11 protein-coding genes are annotated in these 15,947 nt (G+C 49.2%); 5 read left to right on the forward strand and 6 right to left on the reverse strand.

Going from position 1 to position 15,947, the window contains the following annotated elements:
• Positions 1-149: 149 nt before the first annotated feature.
• Positions 150-1,427, forward strand: a complete 1,278-nt coding sequence (gene serS, locus DC20_RS03390) for a serine--tRNA ligase (protein WP_062542548.1) — start codon at positions 150-152, stop codon at positions 1,425-1,427.
• A gap of 460 nt (positions 1,428-1,887) precedes the next feature.
• On the opposite strand, the gene DC20_RS03395 is transcribed toward serS, so the two are convergent.
• The 5 genes from DC20_RS03395 to DC20_RS03415 form a co-directional block, all read right to left on the reverse strand.
• Positions 1,888-2,136, reverse strand: a complete 249-nt coding sequence (locus tag DC20_RS03395; RefSeq protein WP_062542549.1) for a glutaredoxin family protein — start codon at positions 2,134-2,136, stop codon at positions 1,888-1,890.
• A 76-nt stretch (positions 2,137-2,212) separates the two neighbouring features.
• Positions 2,213-3,232: a glycosyltransferase family 9 protein gene (locus DC20_RS03400; protein WP_062542550.1), complete on the reverse strand. Its 1,020-nt coding sequence runs from the start codon at positions 3,230-3,232 to the stop codon at positions 2,213-2,215.
• Positions 3,233-3,319: 87 nt separating this feature from the next.
• A complete protein-coding gene (locus DC20_RS03405; RefSeq protein ID WP_062542551.1) occupies positions 3,320-3,946 on the reverse strand; it encodes a hypothetical protein in 627 nt (208 codons plus the stop codon).
• A 231-nt stretch (positions 3,947-4,177) separates the two neighbouring features.
• Entirely contained in the window at positions 4,178-5,563 is a 1,386-nt protein-coding gene (locus DC20_RS03410) for a M20/M25/M40 family metallo-hydrolase (RefSeq protein ID WP_083470233.1), read from the reverse strand.
• A gap of 104 nt (positions 5,564-5,667) precedes the next feature.
• Entirely contained in the window at positions 5,668-6,663 is a 996-nt protein-coding gene (locus DC20_RS03415; protein ID WP_062545769.1) for a DUF1028 domain-containing protein, read from the reverse strand.
• Positions 6,664-6,939: 276 nt separating this feature from the next.
• Here DC20_RS03415 and DC20_RS03420 point away from each other — a divergent pair, with 276 nt between their 5' ends.
• Together DC20_RS03420 and DC20_RS03425 are read left to right on the forward strand one after the other, a co-directional pair.
• Positions 6,940-10,242: a VPS10 domain-containing protein gene (locus tag DC20_RS03420; RefSeq protein WP_062542552.1), complete on the forward strand. Its 3,303-nt coding sequence runs from the start codon at positions 6,940-6,942 to the stop codon at positions 10,240-10,242.
• Between the two features lie 106 nt (positions 10,243-10,348).
• The gene (locus DC20_RS03425; protein WP_062542553.1) at positions 10,349-11,194 is read left to right on the forward strand and encodes a DUF695 domain-containing protein; all 846 of its coding nucleotides are present in this window, start codon (positions 10,349-10,351) and stop codon (positions 11,192-11,194) included.
• A gap of 87 nt (positions 11,195-11,281) precedes the next feature.
• Here DC20_RS03425 and DC20_RS03430 read toward each other — a convergent pair whose 3' ends face one another.
• Complete coding sequence (locus DC20_RS03430; protein WP_062542554.1) at positions 11,282-12,928, reverse strand: ABC-F family ATP-binding cassette domain-containing protein; 1,647 nt, start codon at positions 12,926-12,928, stop codon at positions 11,282-11,284.
• 438 nt (positions 12,929-13,366) lie between these two features.
• Between DC20_RS03430 and DC20_RS03440 the strand changes: the two genes are divergently transcribed.
• Positions 13,367-15,034, forward strand: a complete 1,668-nt coding sequence (locus DC20_RS03440; RefSeq protein ID WP_071885371.1) for a S8 family peptidase — start codon at positions 13,367-13,369, stop codon at positions 15,032-15,034.
• 465 nt (positions 15,035-15,499) lie between these two features.
• Positions 15,500-15,796: a hypothetical protein gene (locus DC20_RS03445; RefSeq protein WP_062542557.1), complete on the forward strand. Its 297-nt coding sequence runs from the start codon at positions 15,500-15,502 to the stop codon at positions 15,794-15,796.
• The last annotated feature ends 151 nt before the right edge of the window (positions 15,797-15,947 follow it).

The raw sequence follows: 15,947 nt of genomic DNA on the forward strand, positions 1-15,947 counted from the left end.
TGTACTGCAATGTTAGACAGCCGCGTCCTTATTTACAAGCAATACGAGTAATTTTATATATAAAGTTACACAAATTCTTATAAAAAAGTGCCTACTGCCGCAGCCTATTCAAAATATTCTATTTTTGCGTACAGATAAACTGACGCACCATGTTACAGATACCCGTTTTACGCGAGCAAACCGATCTTGTTTTAGCCGGTTTACAGAAAAGAAACTTTCCTAACGCCGCCCAGGAAGTACAATCTTTGTTGGACCTGGACCAACAGAGGCGCTCCCTGCAAACTGAGCGTGATGAGCTCCTGGGCCGGGCTAACGCTTTAGCCAAAGAAATTGGCGGACTCATGAAAAGCGGCCAGAAAGAGCAGGCTGAGGCTTTAAAAAGTGAAACTGCTGAACTTAAGCTGAAAACCAAGGCGTTAGATGAGGAAGTACAAAACCTGGAGCAGGCCCTGCAACAAGCTCTTTACAAACTGCCTAATATTCCGCATACCAGCGTACCCGCCGGCCGTTCCGCCGAGGACAACGAAGTGGTGTTAGAGCATGGGACTATCCCGCAACTACCTGAAACCGCGCAGCCGCATTGGGACCTTATTAAACAATATGACATCATTGACTTTGATTTAGGTAATAAGATTACAGGCGCTGGTTTTCCGGTATACAAAGGCCAGGGAGCCCGTCTGCAACGTGCGCTTATTAACTTCTTTCTGGATGAAGCCTTCAAAGCGGGTTACACTGAGGTACAGCCACCCATTATGGTGAACGAAGCTTCTGGTTATGGCACCGGTCAGCTCCCCGACAAAGAAGGCCAGATGTACCACGCCACCGCCGACAACCTGTACCTGATCCCCACCGCTGAGGTGCCCATCACCAACCTGTACCGTGACGAGATCATTGCTGAAGGCAAGCTGCCCATCAAAAACGTAGGCTACACGCCTTGTTTTAGAAGAGAAGCAGGTTCCTGGGGGGCTGATGTCCGTGGCTTAAACCGCCTGCACCAGTTTGACAAAGTGGAGATTGTGCAAATTCAAGCCCCTGAAAAATCCTACGAGGCACTGGAGGAGATGAGCCAGTACATTCAGGGCTTACTGCAGAAACTGGAACTCCCTTACCGCGTACTCCGCCTCTGCGGTGGCGACATGGGCTTTACCTCTGCCCTTACCTATGACATGGAGGTGTATTCTGCCGCTCAGGGCCGATGGCTGGAAGTGAGTTCTTGCAGCAATTTTGAAACGTACCAAGCCAATAGATTGAAGCTTCGTCAGCGTACTGAGGGTGGGAAGCCGCAATTGCTGCATACCTTGAACGGCAGTGCCTTGGCATTGCCACGTATTGTAGCTGCCTTGCTGGAAAACAACCAGACTCCTGAGGGCATCCGGTTGCCAAAGGCGTTGCATGCGTATACTGGTTTTGAAATGATCACTAAGTAAGGATACCTCTTTCCTTGTAATTGCTCAGAAGCGTTTGTGGCTTGTTTTAGGAAAGCAGGCCACAAACGCTTTTTCTTTAAAATGCCTTTTTTGGACATTTAGCAGTGCATGCAGTTTGCCTTTACTGGCGTGGTGCCTGGTTGATGCGGAGCCCTTATGCTTGGCTGTTTCATCTTCAGCGAAAAGCGCTCACGGCCGCGGGGGCCCGTCTTGCCTTCTCGCACTGCCCTTGCGGCCCGAGTTGTCAGTTACTCTTAGATAAAGCTTTTCTATGGCCAAAAGCGAGGCGCTCGATGGAAAGACTGGAAAAGGGAAAGTAGCAAAAGGCTTTTCCATCTTAATCCCTCTACATGGTTCAAGTCTGTGACTTGGACCTATAATTACCGGAAGTTTGCAAATCAGTGGAGCGACAGCTCCAAACGCAATATCGAAAAGCCCATTTAGAGCAAAGCCTTATTATTTACTGGTTTTCTGCTAGTGCGGCATCTAACTCTTCAGGAGAGGGGTTTTTCATGGGCTTCTGCTCTCCTACCACTACCATAGGGAAGCGGACTTTGCTGCGGTTCATGTCCTGGATGGCCTGCATGGCTTCGTCACTTTGCTCTACGTTGATGTAGTCGTAAGCCAAGTCATGCGTTTTGAAGTAGTCCTGAATGGCGATGGTTTTCTTGCACCAGTCAGCGCCGTAGAGAATGGGTTTAGCAGCCATAAATTCGTTTGTTAGTCTGCCGTTTTCTACGGCTTTTCTCGAAATCAGGCTAAAAGCGGCTTCAGGTCAGAAGCACTTAAGTTGTCTGCTCTACTGTGGGCAACTGGAACTCAAATTTGATTTCGCGCATGCACCGGAAATGGCGCTCAGGGCATTTGGAGTAACCTATTTTGGAACAGGGCCGGCAATACAGGTTTTTTACTTCCATGACCTCAAAATCCTGCGTGTACGGGTACATCCCGAAGGCAGGCACCGTGTTTCCCCAAATGCTATAGATCTTCTTTTTGAATGCGGCGGCAATGTGCATCAAGCCGGTATCATGGCTGAAGATGGCTTGGGCCTGGCGCACCAAAGAGGCAGAGCCATTTAAGTTATATTTTCCGCAGGCGTTGTAAATGACCGTTCGGTGATTGGGGTAAGGAGAGTCTTTGGAAAAGTAAGGCTCAGAAGTGAAATAAATTTCAATCATGCGGGCTACCTCCACGTCTTCCTTCCCGCCCAACAGCACTACTGGTTTGTTTATCTTTTCACAGAGTTCAATCAGCCGATCTACCGGTAGCCTTTTGGTGTAATGCTGCGCCCCAATGGCGATGGCATAATACCCTTTTTGGTGCGATGCCGGCAACGTAGACAGGTCTACCTCGTCTTTCTCCGAAATGAAATACTCCAACCCTTGTCCGTCGTTTTTCACGCCTAGAGGAGCCGCGGTAGCCAGGTAACGGTCTACAATGTGCACATCGGGCATGCGGTTAATCTTGAACTTGACCAACAGCCATTTGCGGTAATTTAATTTGTTAAAGCTTCGGCTAGGGCGGCCCAGACGGGCTTTCAAAATACGGGTACGCAGGTTGTTGTGCAGGTCCAGCACCAGATCGTACTTCTCGGCTTTTAGTTGGCCTAGCAAATCCTTCAGGGAGTTCTCCAGGCAGAACACCTTGTCCACGTACGGGTTACTGGCCAAGATATTCCGGAAAGCGGCCTTCGTGCAGAAATGTACTTCCGCCCCCGGCACCTGCTCTTTCACACACCGGATCACCGGCGTGGTCAACACAATATCGCCAATGGACGAGAACCGGATGATGAGGATTTTTTTCAAGCGAACACTGTTTGAACTTCTTGCAAAGGTACAGGTCTTGCCGGAGATTTCCTGCGAATGGTAGTAGCTGCCGTGTCCCCTTTTATTTCAACGCTGTTTTCTGAAAAAGGCCACCAAAATAGCCACTATTGAAAGTGCTACTGCGAGATAAGAAAGATAGTACGGTCCACTGGCTTGAGGTTCCTCTACCTTCCGGTGATTGTTGCGGTAAGCGTTTAGCAAGGCATATTCAATCATCCAGTTTTTGAGGAGGAGGGGCGCAGAACTTGCCTCACCTTTATCTACTAAATCCACGGTATTAAAGTCTAGCTTTCCATCTAGTAATGAATGATTGGGAATTGAGCAAGTATAAAAATTATTAATGCTTCTAGTTATTCCACAAGAGGGGATTTCGATTGTGCTATCATTCTCATATCTAGCGTAAATAATTGCTAATCCTTCTTTTGGCAGACTAATACAGCTACTATTCATTCTGTATTCAAAAGTTAAGTCTATTCTCAACTCTCCTTTAAATACATCTATAATCTTTACTGAGACAACCTCTTGTTTAGAAGGTGTGATTTTACCAATGAAAATTATAGATGCTCTGTCAATGTAATTTTCAACTACAGGTGCCCAATTTGATAAATTTGGAAGATGACACTCACAGGCGTGCGAAGGAACCGCACCAATTACAAAAACAATGATCAAGACAACTTTTAGCACTTCCTTCATAAGTGATTTTCTTAGATGATTCTCCTGCTCTCCTACTTTTGATGCACTTTAACCCGCGTTTCCATAAACAAGCGCATTACACACTTGCAGAAGTAGTAAGTGACGGAAGTAACTTGCGCGCCATAGCTATATTAGTTGCCTTTATTTTAAATTAAACCTGCCTTCTGAAAAACACATCAAAAAAGCCCGCAGCTTTTGCCGCAGGCTTCTCTGTTCCATAGACTGGATTCCTTACAATCCATACTTATCCAGCAAATACACCAATGCGGCCATAGACGCACCGCCTAGTTCCAGTTCGCGGCGGTTTACTTTGTCAAAGGTGTCGTTGGCGGTATGGTGGATGTCAAAGTAGCGCTGGGAATCTGGACGGAAGCCGATAAGGGCAACTCGGTCATCCTTAAGCGGACCAATATCGGCACCGCCGCCGTTGCGGTCAATGTCGTGGAGGCCGTAAGGGGCCAGCAATTCTCTCCAGGCAAGGGCTTTCTGGTAGGCCGCCTCAGTGGTAGTGGCAATCCCGAAGCCGCGAGGCGTGAACCCACCAGCATCTGATTCAATGGCGGCAATGTGTTTCTCGCCCTGCTTTTTGGCTACCTCGGCGTACTTGGTGCCCCCACGCAGGCCGTTCTCTTCGTTCATGAATAGCACGGCCCTGATGGTGCGTTTGGGTTTGTAGCCCATCGCCTTCATCAGGCGCAGCACTTCCATAGATTGGACGCAGCCGGTGCCGTCATCATGGGCTCCTTCGCCAATGTCCCAGCTGTCCAAGTGACCGCCTACCACAATGATCTCCTCTGGTTTCTCAGAGCCTTTGATCTCGCCAATCACGTTGTAGCTGAGCACATCGGGGAGCCACTGCGGGTTCATGCGCAGGTGGAATTGCAGCTTTTCGTCTTCTTTCAGCAATTTGCTCAATAAATCGGCGCCTTTGGTGCTGATGGCCACGGCCGGGACTTTAGGTGCATCTTCAGCGTAGCGCAGGCCGCCCGTGTGCGGGAAGTCATCGTTGTTAGACGCCATGGAACGCACTACTACGCCTACAGCTCCTAACCTACCTGCTTCTGAAGGTCCGCTGGAGCGTTGGTCTACGGCGCCACGGTACGCATGGCCAGTGATGATGTGGGTCTGGTCAAAGCCCCGGTTAAAGAACACAATCTTGCCCTGCACTTTTCGCTTGCCCAGTTTCTTCAGTTCGTCCAGGCCGTTTACTTCTATCACCTCGGCAGTAAGCCCCAAGGCCGGGGTAGACACTGATCCGCCCAAAGCCAGTACGTTTACTTCGCGGGTGGGCGTGATCTTAGAATTAACAATGGCCGCGTATTCTTTGTCGCCGCGTACCCAGTGAGGCACCATTACTTCTTGCAGGTACAAGCGGTCCAATCCCATTTTCTCCATCTCCTGCCGAGCCCATTCCACGGCAGCGGCGGCCTGCGGAGAACCACTTAACCGGGCTCCAATACGGCTGGTGAGGTAGCGTAATTGTTCATAGCTCTGGCCCTGGGTAAGCGCCAGGTCATAAATCTTGCGAATGTGCACAGAATCCTGGTTTTGGGCATTGGCCACCAACGGAAAGCAGAGAGCCGCAGCCAGGGTTATCTTTTTAAGTGAGCAAAGCATGTTGGTTGGTTGGTTGAATTGTTTTGTGTTCTGAGCTGCGAGTTACAACCCACAGCTCAGAATTTGAAATTTAGGTTTAGGGAAATGTTGGGGCTTGGGGAGTGTTACTTCGTTTCAAGGATCTTTTTCAAATTTGCCGCTGAAACGGTTAACAAGCCCACTGGCGGGAGACGCTCGGTTAAGGTGCGCCAGTTCTTATCGGCTTTGAAAACAGGTTGCAGTATTTTGATAGCCTCGTCTACTTTGCCGGTGTTGGCCAGCGTGATGCCATGCCAGTACTGCATCTCCAGGTTGTTGGGCTGGAGCCGTTCGGCAGCGCTGTATTCTTTCATGGCCAGTGCCATGTCATTTTTCTCTACCGCCAGGTCGCCGTTGTTCATGTGTTCGTAAGCCCGCTGCACGGTAAGCAAACGACGGAGTTCCTTTAAAGGCACTTCGTGGTCATCTACGCGCAGGTCTACCAGTCGCTCGTTCCAGGGCTCTTTGTTGCTTTTACCAGGCACCACCAGCAGCGCTGCCGATTGTTTTCCCCTGATATCTCCGCCTTGGGCTTCGGCGGCATCCAACACGGCCAGCATGCGTTCGGCTAACGGCAAGTGGGCATTTTGCTCGAAAGCCTTTGCCATGGCGGGCCACACGGTTTCATTCAGCATCATGTTGGCTTGCACTGAGAAGTTTTTGCCCGTGATATGCCCGGCATACGTGATGCATTTTTTACCGGTGTGCGTGGCTACTCCACCTTTTGCATCCAGAATAGCAACCTGCCGCACCTCGCGTCCGGGATCATTGGAAAGCAAAATCTTCAAGGTTTCCTCCGCCGATTTCCCTTGTTTCATCAGCGCCAACCCGCGTAGTCCGAAAGATTTATTGGTGAACGACTGGGTGGCCACCACGCCAACTCCGGCCTCCCCCCAGCTTACAGAGGTGCCCACGGAGAACCAGTGGCTTTGCACCGCCACGGCCATTTCGCCGGTTTTAGGGTCTCTGGCCACAATGGAATAGGTATGGGCAAGAGGTTCCTGTGGTTTATAGACCTGCGCCGAAGCCGGACGGGCAACTGCCAAAGCACCAAGCCCAAGCAGGATAAGAAGCTTTTTCATGAAGTAAATTCTAGGTAAATGGATGTGAAAGATACAGAATTTTGACGAGGTGCTTTCTATTTTACCTACCTGAGCGCTGACAAAGCCAAGGCTTACCAATGGTTTTCAGAAATCAGGCGCTAAACAGGTTTTGGCCATCGTTCCTGGAACTCGCTTTATGGCTGCTTTTAGCAAAGGGAGCTAAAAACAGGCTTCATTCTACCATGCTTCCGAACCTGCGGTTTGTTGCTTACATTTAGAGACCCAAACCAACCTACCCAACAAGAAAACTGACTTATGATGAAACATTTACCCAAGCTCTTCTGCCTGTCTTTGCTGGCGTTGGGGCAAGCGCAGGCGCAAACGCTGCCCATGGCCCAATTCAACCAAATGAAAGCCCGCAGCATTGGCCCTGGTGTGATGAGCGGCCGGGTAACAGCCATTGACGCCGTGGTGAGCAACCCAAACATTATGTACGTGGGCGCGGCCTCAGGCGGCGTCTGGAAAAGCGAGAACGGAGGCACCACCTTCACTCCTATCTTTGACGAGCAGCCCAACATCAACATTGGCGCCATAGCGGTGCAGCAGAGCAACCCCAGCGTGGTATGGGTAGGGACTGGTGAGGGCAATCCCCGCAACTCGGTGAACATGGGCAACGGCATCTACAAAAGCATTGACGGTGGCCGTACCTGGAAACACATGGGCCTGGATAAAACCTTTAACATCCACCGCATTGCCATTGATCCTACCAACCCAGACGTAGTGTACGCGGGCGTGATTGGTTTGCCTTTCGGCGACCATCCGGAACGGGGCTTGTACAAGACGACCAATGGTGGCCAAAGCTGGGAACGCGTCTTGTTCACGAATGAAAGATCAGGCGTGGCCGAGATGTTCATGGACGTCAGCAATCCTAACAAATTGGTAGTAGCCATGTGGGAACACCGCCGCACCGGTTGGGATTTCACCTCTGGCGGACCAGGTTCCGGCTTGTACATCACCTATGACGGCGGCAAAACCTGGCGCAAGAAAGGCGCAGCCGACGGCTTACCCACCGGAAACTTCGGGCGGTTAGGATTGGCCCAGAGCCGCAGCATGCCTAGCCGCATATATGCCCTGGTAGAAGCATCTAAAAACGGGTTGTACCGCTCAGATGACGGTGGCGAGAAATGGGCGAAGGTAACGGAAGACCCGTCTATTGTGACCAACCGCGCTTTCTACTTCAATGAGATTTATGTGGACCCTAAGAACGAGAACCGCATCTACATGCTGTACCAGCCGGTGTCAGTGAGTGAAGACGGAGGTAAAACGTTCACCGTAACGGCGTCTATGGATGCAGTGCATGCCGACCACCAGGCCTTCTGGATTCACCCGGAGAACCCGAACCTAATCATTGACGGAAACGACGGTGGTTTGGCCATCAGCCGTGACCGCGGCAAGACCTGGAGCTTTCCGGAGTCATTGCCTTTGGGGCAGTTTTACCACATCAATGTTGACAACGAAGTACCCTACAACGTGTACGGTGGCTTGCAGGACAATGGCTCCTGGACGGGTCCGGGCTACACCTTTACCCGCGGCGGCTTGCGCAACTACTACTGGAAATCGGTACAGGGCGGCGATGGCTTTGACGTGGTGCCAGACCCGGAAGATGCCCGCTTTGGCTACGCCATGTCGCAGGGCGGTAGCCTTGCCCGGTATGACAAAGAAACCGGCCGTTCGTACATCGCCAAACCCACTGCCCCAGACCTGAAGACTAAACTGCGCTTCAACTGGAACGCGGCCATTGCCTTAGATCCGTTCAACAAAAACGGGGTTTTCTACGCGAGCCAGTACCTGCACCAGTCGGCAGACGAGGGACTTACCTGGCAAACCATTTCACCGGACCTAACCCGCAACAACCCGGCTCAGCAGAAACAGATGGAAAGTGGTGGACTGAGCCTGGACATCACCTCGGCTGAAAACCACAACACCATTCTCACCGTTGCGCCCAGCACTTTAGAAAAAGGCGTGATCTGGGTGGGCACCGATGACGGACACGTACAACTGACCCGCGATGGCGGCAAAACCTGGACCAACCTGCGTGACCGTCTGCCCGGCTTACCCGCCGAAGCCTGGATTCCGCAGATCACTGCTTCCCGCCACCGCGCCGGCGAAGCTTTTGTGGTGGCCAACCATTACCGTTTCGGGAAAGACTTCAGCGCCTACGTGTACCGCACCACTGACTTCGGGAAGACCTGGAGCAGACTGGTAGATGGCAAGAAAGTACGTGGCTACTCCCACTCCTTTTTGCAAGATCCCGTTCAGCCGAACCTCATGTTTACCGGCACCGAACATGGCTTATGGGTGAGCATTAACGAGGGCAAGGACTGGACCCAGTGGACCCAAGGCTTGCCCTCAGTACCGGTACTGGACTTAGTGATGCAGGAACGGGAGGCTGACCTGGTGATTGGCACGTTCGGCCGTGCCGTGTACGTGTTAGACAACATCCGTCCGCTGCGTCAATTGGCAGCTACTGGCGGCAAAGCGCTGCAGAAGCCATTGGCAGTGTTTGAACCTGCTGAAGCGTACCTGGCTACCTATGCATCGGCACCTGGGTATGGCTCTGAAGCAGACAACCTTTACCAGGCAGCCAACAAACCTGCCGGTGCCACGGTGACGTATTATATCAAGCCGAAAGCCTCTACTCCGGCCCCGGCACCTGCCAGAAAAGCAGCGCCTAAAAAGAAAATGGCTGCCTCAGAACTAAACAAAGAAACCGGCGAGAGAATGGCTACCCGATTGCCTTCCCGTGATACCACTGCGGCCTTGGCTGCAGGCCGCGTGAAAGCTGATTCATTGACGCTAAGAGTATTTGATGATCAAAACAAATTGATTCGGACCCTGCGCCAGCTACCTGATTCTACCCTTGGTTTCCAGCGCATGACCTGGAACCTGACCGAGCGGGGCATTCGCCAGCCAGTTGCTAGCGGTGGCGGTAACCGTGGCCAACGCAGCGGCGGCGGGGAACCAGCCGGAGGCCCTGTTTTACCGGGCACTTACAAACTGGTAATGCAGTATGCCGGCAGCAAAGACTCTACGTTTGTGACCGTGAAGCCAGACCCCAGGTTCCCGTTCCAGAAAGAGAACGTAATTGCCCGCCGTCAGCAAATGGAGCGCCTGAATCAACAGACGCAGCAGTTAACCGAGGTTCTGGACCGCCTGCAGGAAGCTTCTGACGCTACCGAGGCCATCAATGCCCAACTGAAACTGGCCAGCGGAAAAGAGAAAGCTGAATTGCAACGCAGCACCAAAGCCATGCAGGACTCCATCAAAACCTACCGGGAGTTAATCCAGGGCCAGCAGCTTTCCCGCCAAGGCTACGGACGCCTGAACCAATTGACGCCTATGTCTAAATTACAGGAGGCGCGTTCATATGTGATGGGCCGCACTGAGCCGCTTACCCAAACCGAGACCCAATTGGTAGAGCAGGCAGAAACGCTCACCAAAGAAGCCGTAGGAAAAGTAAACAGCTTCTTCTCCACTTCTTGGGCAGGTTTCCGCCAGAAGGTGCAGTCTGCTGCGCTGAGCGTGTTCAAAGACGAAAAGAACAAAGTTGTGCTTTGATTTGATTCGATCTTTTTTCTTACAACTGGAAGCCCTATCACATATATGGTGACGGGGCTTCCATAAATTACTTCCTTTCGTTATAGATAAACTCAGCAATCAAAAAATGAGAATACGCATACAAACAAGCACCTCTTTGCTACTTAAATTCTTTTGCTCTTTTCTTACCCTCTTCACCATTCAAACTAATTGTTGGGCACAAGAAGGAAATTGGGATGTGTACCTAGCTCAATATGAAAAAGGAGCTGGTTCAACAACATTGGACATGTCTCTAATAAAAACTGCTCCGCATCAGCAGTTTCCATTTTTGGTTATTACAGGTGTAACCTATAGCGAATGTAGAAATGATGGATTTCCAGAGAAACTAGAATTTGATAAGCTATATGACATCTCAGATAATGTGGAACAGATTATCAAATCAACTACCCTTAGCAGAATGGCCGGAACTTTTACCTACAATTGTGAGAGGCTAGATTACATCTATGTTCAGGACACGCTGAACTTAAGAGAAAAATTAACCGAACTATATGCTTCTAAATTTAAGTCTTATAAGCCATATATAAACATCAGGCTGGATCAGGCTTGGGAGGCTTATACAAGCTTCTTGTATCCTAACCCAATCATACAGGAGTACATGTCTAATGAGAAGGTGTTAAACCAATTAAGATTAGCTGGAGACGCATTAGATAAACCCCGTCCAATTGATCACTGGCTATATTTCAACAACAATAAGGAAAGAGCCCTATTCATTAAGTATGCTCTTGAGGAAAAGTTTAAGATTGTGAATAAAGCAACTATTGAGGATTCAAAACTACCTTACCAATTACATATTTCTAGAACAGATAGTGCAGATTCACAATCTATCAATAATATAACTATACAGTTAAAGAACAAGGCATTAGAATTAAATGGGAATTATGACGGATGGGAGTCCGTTGTATTGAAGGACTAGCTTTACCTATTTTTAAACATCCTTTAAATAGAAACTCCCCACCTGCCATAAGGCGGATGGGGAGTTCTCATATATAAGTAAGGCAACTTAGTTGGCAACTGCCTTCCGCTCAATCTCTCTAAGGTTCTCCATTTTCTTGTTGCGCAGGAAACCGTTGATGTCTTCAAAGTGCTCTCTGATACGCTTGTTCCCGAACTCAAATACTTTCTCGGCCAGGCCATCCAGGAAGTCACGGTCGTGGGATACCAGGATGAGCGTTCCGTCAAAGGCTTTGAGGGCGTCTTTCAGGATGTCCTTGGTTTTGATGTCCAGGTGGTTGGTGGGCTCATCCAGAATCAAGAGGTTCACCGGTTGCAGAAGAAGCTTGATCATGGCCAGACGAGTTTTTTCCCCACCTGACAGCATCTTCACTTTCTTCTCAATGGTGTCACCGCTGAACATGAAAGCTCCCAGAATGTCTTTGATGCGGGTCCGTACATCCCCCACGGCAATCTGGTCTATGGTCTGGAAAACCGAAAGGTCCTCATCCATCAAAGAAGCCTGGTTCTGCGCGAAGTAGCCAATCATGGAGTTGTGCCCTAACTGAAGTTTGCCCTCATAATCAATCTCGCCCATGATGGCTTTAATAAGCGTAGATTTACCTTCGCCGTTCTTGCCCACAAACGCCACTTTCTCGCCGCGTTCAATGGTTAATGACGCATCTTTGAATACGGTATGGTCGCCGTACTTTTTGGTGAGTTCTTCCACAATCACGGGGTAGTTACCAGAGCGGGGTGCGGGCGGAAACTTCAGGCTCAATGCCGAGGTATCAACTTCGTCCACTTCCACCAGCTCCATTTTCTCCAGCATCTTCACGCGTGACTGCACTTGCAGCGTTTTAGAGTAGGTTCCTTTAAAACGCTCAATAAACGCCGTAATGTCAGCAATTTCTTTCTGCTGGTCATCGTACTGGCGTTGCTGCTGTTCGCGGCGCTCTTTGCGGAGTTGCAGGTACTGGGTGTATGGTACTTTGTAGTCGTAAATACGGCCCATGGTCACCTCAATGGTACGGTTGGTGATGTTGTCCACGAAGGTCTTGTCGTGGGAAATCACGATCACCGCCTTGGCGTTGTTCACCAAGAAATCTTCCAGCCACTGCACCGATTCAATGTCCAGGTGGTTGGTAGGCTCATCCAGTAAAATCAGGTCAGGCTTCTGCAGAAGGATTTTGGCCAGTTCAATGCGCATGCGCCATCCGCCGGAGAACTCGCTGGTGGGGCGGGGAAAATCCGCACGCAGGAAACCTAAACCCAAAAGCGTTTTCTCTACCTCGGCATCAAAGTTGATTTCCTCAATGGAGTAGTATTTCTCGCTCAGCTCAGACACGTCCTCGATCAGCTTCATGTACTCGTCTGATTCGTAGTCGGTGCGGGTTTCCAGCTGAGTGTTCAGCTCGTCCATTTTGGCCTTCATTTCCAGAATCTGCCCGAAAGCTTTGGACGCCTCCTCAAACACGGTGCTCTCATCTTTGGTGAGCAAGTGCTGCGGCAGGTACGCGATCACGGCATCTTTAGGGGCCGACACCTTGCCTTTGGTAGGCTTGTTAACTCCGGCAATGATCTTGAGGAGGGTAGATTTTCCGGCTCCGTTCTTTCCCATGAGGGCGATCCGGTCGGTTTCATTGATGTTGAAGGTAACGTTACTAAAAAGAGCCGAGCCGTTAAATTCAACGGCGACCGAATCAACTGAAATCATGGTGCGTTTTACAATTAGAACACAAAGATACTAGGAATTCCCCGATTGCCCTGAATTTCAAAAGCATCAGAAAATATGCTTCTTCAGGGTAAATTCACTAGAAAACAGCACAACACCCATAGGAGCAGATTCGCTCCATTTCAGGCCTACTTTCAGAAAATCAAGCTGAAATCAGCCTATTACCTAGCAATAATTTGCCTGCGGCAAGACTTTGAGTATCAATTCACTCCCTACCTATATTCTTCTTGCCTACCCCATCGTTCTAAGGGCATTGTTGCAACCACCTCGGCAAAGCAGTTACGAATTCATAATTATCCTAAGCAAAACGAGGAATAGGAATACCAAAAATTGTGTACCTTTTCAAAACGAACCAACCCCTTAAATCGAAAATCATTGCCTTGTTTTGTCGCATGGAATGGTTTTTGCCCTGATGCCCATATGAAAATTCCGAATCAAAAGATAGTAAGAACCTCGGCTAGCCTGCTGTTGGCTGGTTTAACTGTGTTCCCGGCCCTGGCGCAGGATGATCCGGCACCATCGGTTTCAGCCTTTGACCAAACCTATGTCAATTGGTATAACCTTGACCCGGTACAGGACAAAGTGCAGGGCGCCAGTGTGAACAGAGCCTACAAAGAACTGCTAGCCAACAAAAAAGCCAAGAAGACCGTGGTAGTGGCCGTGATTGACAGCGGCATTGACATTCACCACGAAGACCTGAAAGGCAAAATCTGGACAAATAAGAAAGAAGTGGCCGGCAACGGTCAGGACGACGACCAGAACGGCTACGTAGACGACGTGCACGGCTGGGGTTTTCTAGGCAATGCCAGCGGCGAAAACATCAGGTATGAAACCTATGAGTACGTACGGTTGCTTAGGAAACTGGCTCCTTCTTACCAGAAGGTTAATGCTATTTCTGAGGTGCCGGTAGCCCAACAACCTGAGTACAAAACCTACCTGCTTGCCAAACAAACCTATGAAAAGGAACTGGCCAAATACCAGCAGACAAAGCAGAACTTAGCGGCGTTTGAGAAGGTCCTAATCCAGGTGCAGAACGTACTGGCAGATCACTTAAAAACCAAAGAATACACCCTGCAAGACGTTCAGCGCATTTCCTCCCCAGACCAGAATGTGATGAATGCCCGGGCATGGCTGCTAAGCAAATACAGCCAGGGCTTAACGGTGGAGTCTTTCCTGAAGTACAAAGAACACACAGACACCTTCCTGGAAAAACACCTGAATCTGGACTTCAACCCAAGAACTGTTATAGCAGACAACCCAGAGTCTATTGCTGACACAAAATACGGCAACAGCGACGTGATGGGTCCCAGGCCAACGCACGGCACCCCAGTGTCTGGCTTAATTGCAGCTCTGCGTGGAAATAACCTGGGCATTGACGGCATTGCCGAAGACGTACAAATCATGGCTTTGCGGGCTGTGCCCGAGGGCGACGAACGTGACAAAGACATCGCGTTGGCCATCCGCTATGCGGTAGACAACGGCGCTAATATCATTAACATGAGTTTTGGGAAAAGCTTCTCGCCGCAGAAATCGTTCGTGGATGAGGCCGTGAAGTACGCTGAGTCCAAGAACGTACTGCTGGTGCACGCTGCCGGAAACGAAGCCACTGACAATGACAAAGTGACCCACTATCCTAGCCGGGTGCTTGATAACGGAAGCCAGATAAAAAACTGGATTGAAGTAGGCGCCTCGTCCAGAATGCTGGGCAAAGACTTCGTGGGCGTGTTCTCCAACTACGGCAAGAAAACGGTTGACCTTTTCGCCCCTGGCGTGGACATAATTTCGTTGGCTCCCGAAAACAAATATGCCAAAATGGACGGCACCAGCTTTTCTAGCCCGGTAGTAAGTGGTGTAGCGGCTTTAGTTTGGTCACATTATCCAGAGTTGACCGCAGCAGAACTTAAGGACGTGATTCTGAAATCTGCGACTGTGTACCCCAAAGAAACTGCGCTGTACCCAAATGTAGAAAACGAGACCAGGAAAAAAGCGAAGTTCTCAGACTTGTCCGCTACCGGCGGTATTGTCAATGCCTATGAAGCCTTGTTGCTAGCCGAAAAAGTGGTAAAACAGAAAAGCGCAAAAAGCTAAGCGTTGTTCTGCTAAAATATAAATCAATCCGCATACTGCCTCTGATGAATACATCAGAGGCAGTTTTGTTTTTAAGCCTTTTTTCTAATACCACAGGTAAAATCCTCCCTTCCTATCGCTTCTAATTTCGCTTAAAAAAACTCACGAGGAGAATGGATTTTATTTTTAAAGACAAATCAGCATTTTCGTAAAATTCAAACAATGACATGGCTTAAACCAATTGAAATAGTCCAGTTTTATCTTCAATCATCCAGATGAAAATATGAAACCCTTTTTCTGCTAAGGAAGCCTTCTTTCATTCAAATTCTAGGCTTAGCCTTCCATAAAACTAGTTTGGTTTCTCTAATGATGAAAGGAAGGAGTAAATATATTTTCAAAGAATTGCTAAAGAATATTTTAAATAACTAAAGAAAGTCTATATTTGCTATACACACCTTTGATACAACTAAATAATATAATTATAAGATGAAACGTCTACTCAAAAAAGCTATCAAACCCTTCCTGCCTTCTTATCAGGTAGTAACTACTACTTACCAGATAATCCCGGGTCTGCCAATCACCAAAAAATTATCTACCCACTCTTTTGAAAAAGGAGAATCCAAAGAAGCGAAAGCCTTTTATGGCAAAGTGGTTTCTTCTGAATTTACAAGAAAACTGGCTCCGGTGGAAGTACAGTTAAGAGTTGCTGGCATTACCATCAAGAAAGCCCAGTACGGCCCTATCCAAAACTTCGACAAGAAGAAAATAGCCTTTCAAGCTTAGTTTCCTCTAAAGTAGAGCTCACGAGAAGAAGAGAGTTTGCCAACCCAAGTTTCTCTCAGCCTACAGATGAAATACTCAACAAAGGAAAGAATAACAAAAGCCCCGAAAACGATCTGCGTTTTCGGGGCTTTTTGTTTAAATCAGAGGCAAA

The sequence above is a fragment of the Rufibacter tibetensis genome (assembly GCF_001310085.1).
In the GTDB taxonomy this organism is placed as follows: Bacteria; Bacteroidota; Bacteroidia; order Cytophagales; family Hymenobacteraceae; genus Nibribacter; species Nibribacter tibetensis.

Excerpts from the sequence above, each read along its gene's own strand:
- DC20_RS03410 (WP_083470233.1), bottom strand. The coding sequence starts at position 5,563 with ATGCTTTGCTCACTTAAAAAGATAACCCTGGCTGCGGCTCTCTGCTTT.
- DC20_RS03440 (WP_071885371.1), top strand. The coding sequence starts at position 13,367 with ATGAAAATTCCGAATCAAAAGATAGTAAGAACCTCGGCTAGCCTGCTG.
- DC20_RS03420 (WP_062542552.1), top strand. The coding sequence starts at position 6,940 with ATGATGAAACATTTACCCAAGCTCTTCTGCCTGTCTTTGCTGGCGTTG.
- DC20_RS03430 (WP_062542554.1), bottom strand. The coding sequence starts at position 12,928 with ATGATTTCAGTTGATTCGGTCGCCGTTGAATTTAACGGCTCGGCTCTT.
- DC20_RS03415 (WP_062545769.1), bottom strand. The coding sequence starts at position 6,663 with ATGAAAAAGCTTCTTATCCTGCTTGGGCTTGGTGCTTTGGCAGTTGCC.
- serS (WP_062542548.1), top strand. The coding sequence starts at position 150 with ATGTTACAGATACCCGTTTTACGCGAGCAAACCGATCTTGTTTTAGCC.
- DC20_RS03425 (WP_062542553.1), top strand. The coding sequence starts at position 10,349 with ATGAGAATACGCATACAAACAAGCACCTCTTTGCTACTTAAATTCTTT.
- DC20_RS03445 (WP_062542557.1), top strand. The coding sequence starts at position 15,500 with ATGAAACGTCTACTCAAAAAAGCTATCAAACCCTTCCTGCCTTCTTAT.
- DC20_RS03405 (WP_062542551.1), bottom strand. The coding sequence starts at position 3,946 with ATGAAGGAAGTGCTAAAAGTTGTCTTGATCATTGTTTTTGTAATTGGT.
- DC20_RS03395 (WP_062542549.1), bottom strand. The coding sequence starts at position 2,136 with ATGGCTGCTAAACCCATTCTCTACGGCGCTGACTGGTGCAAGAAAACC.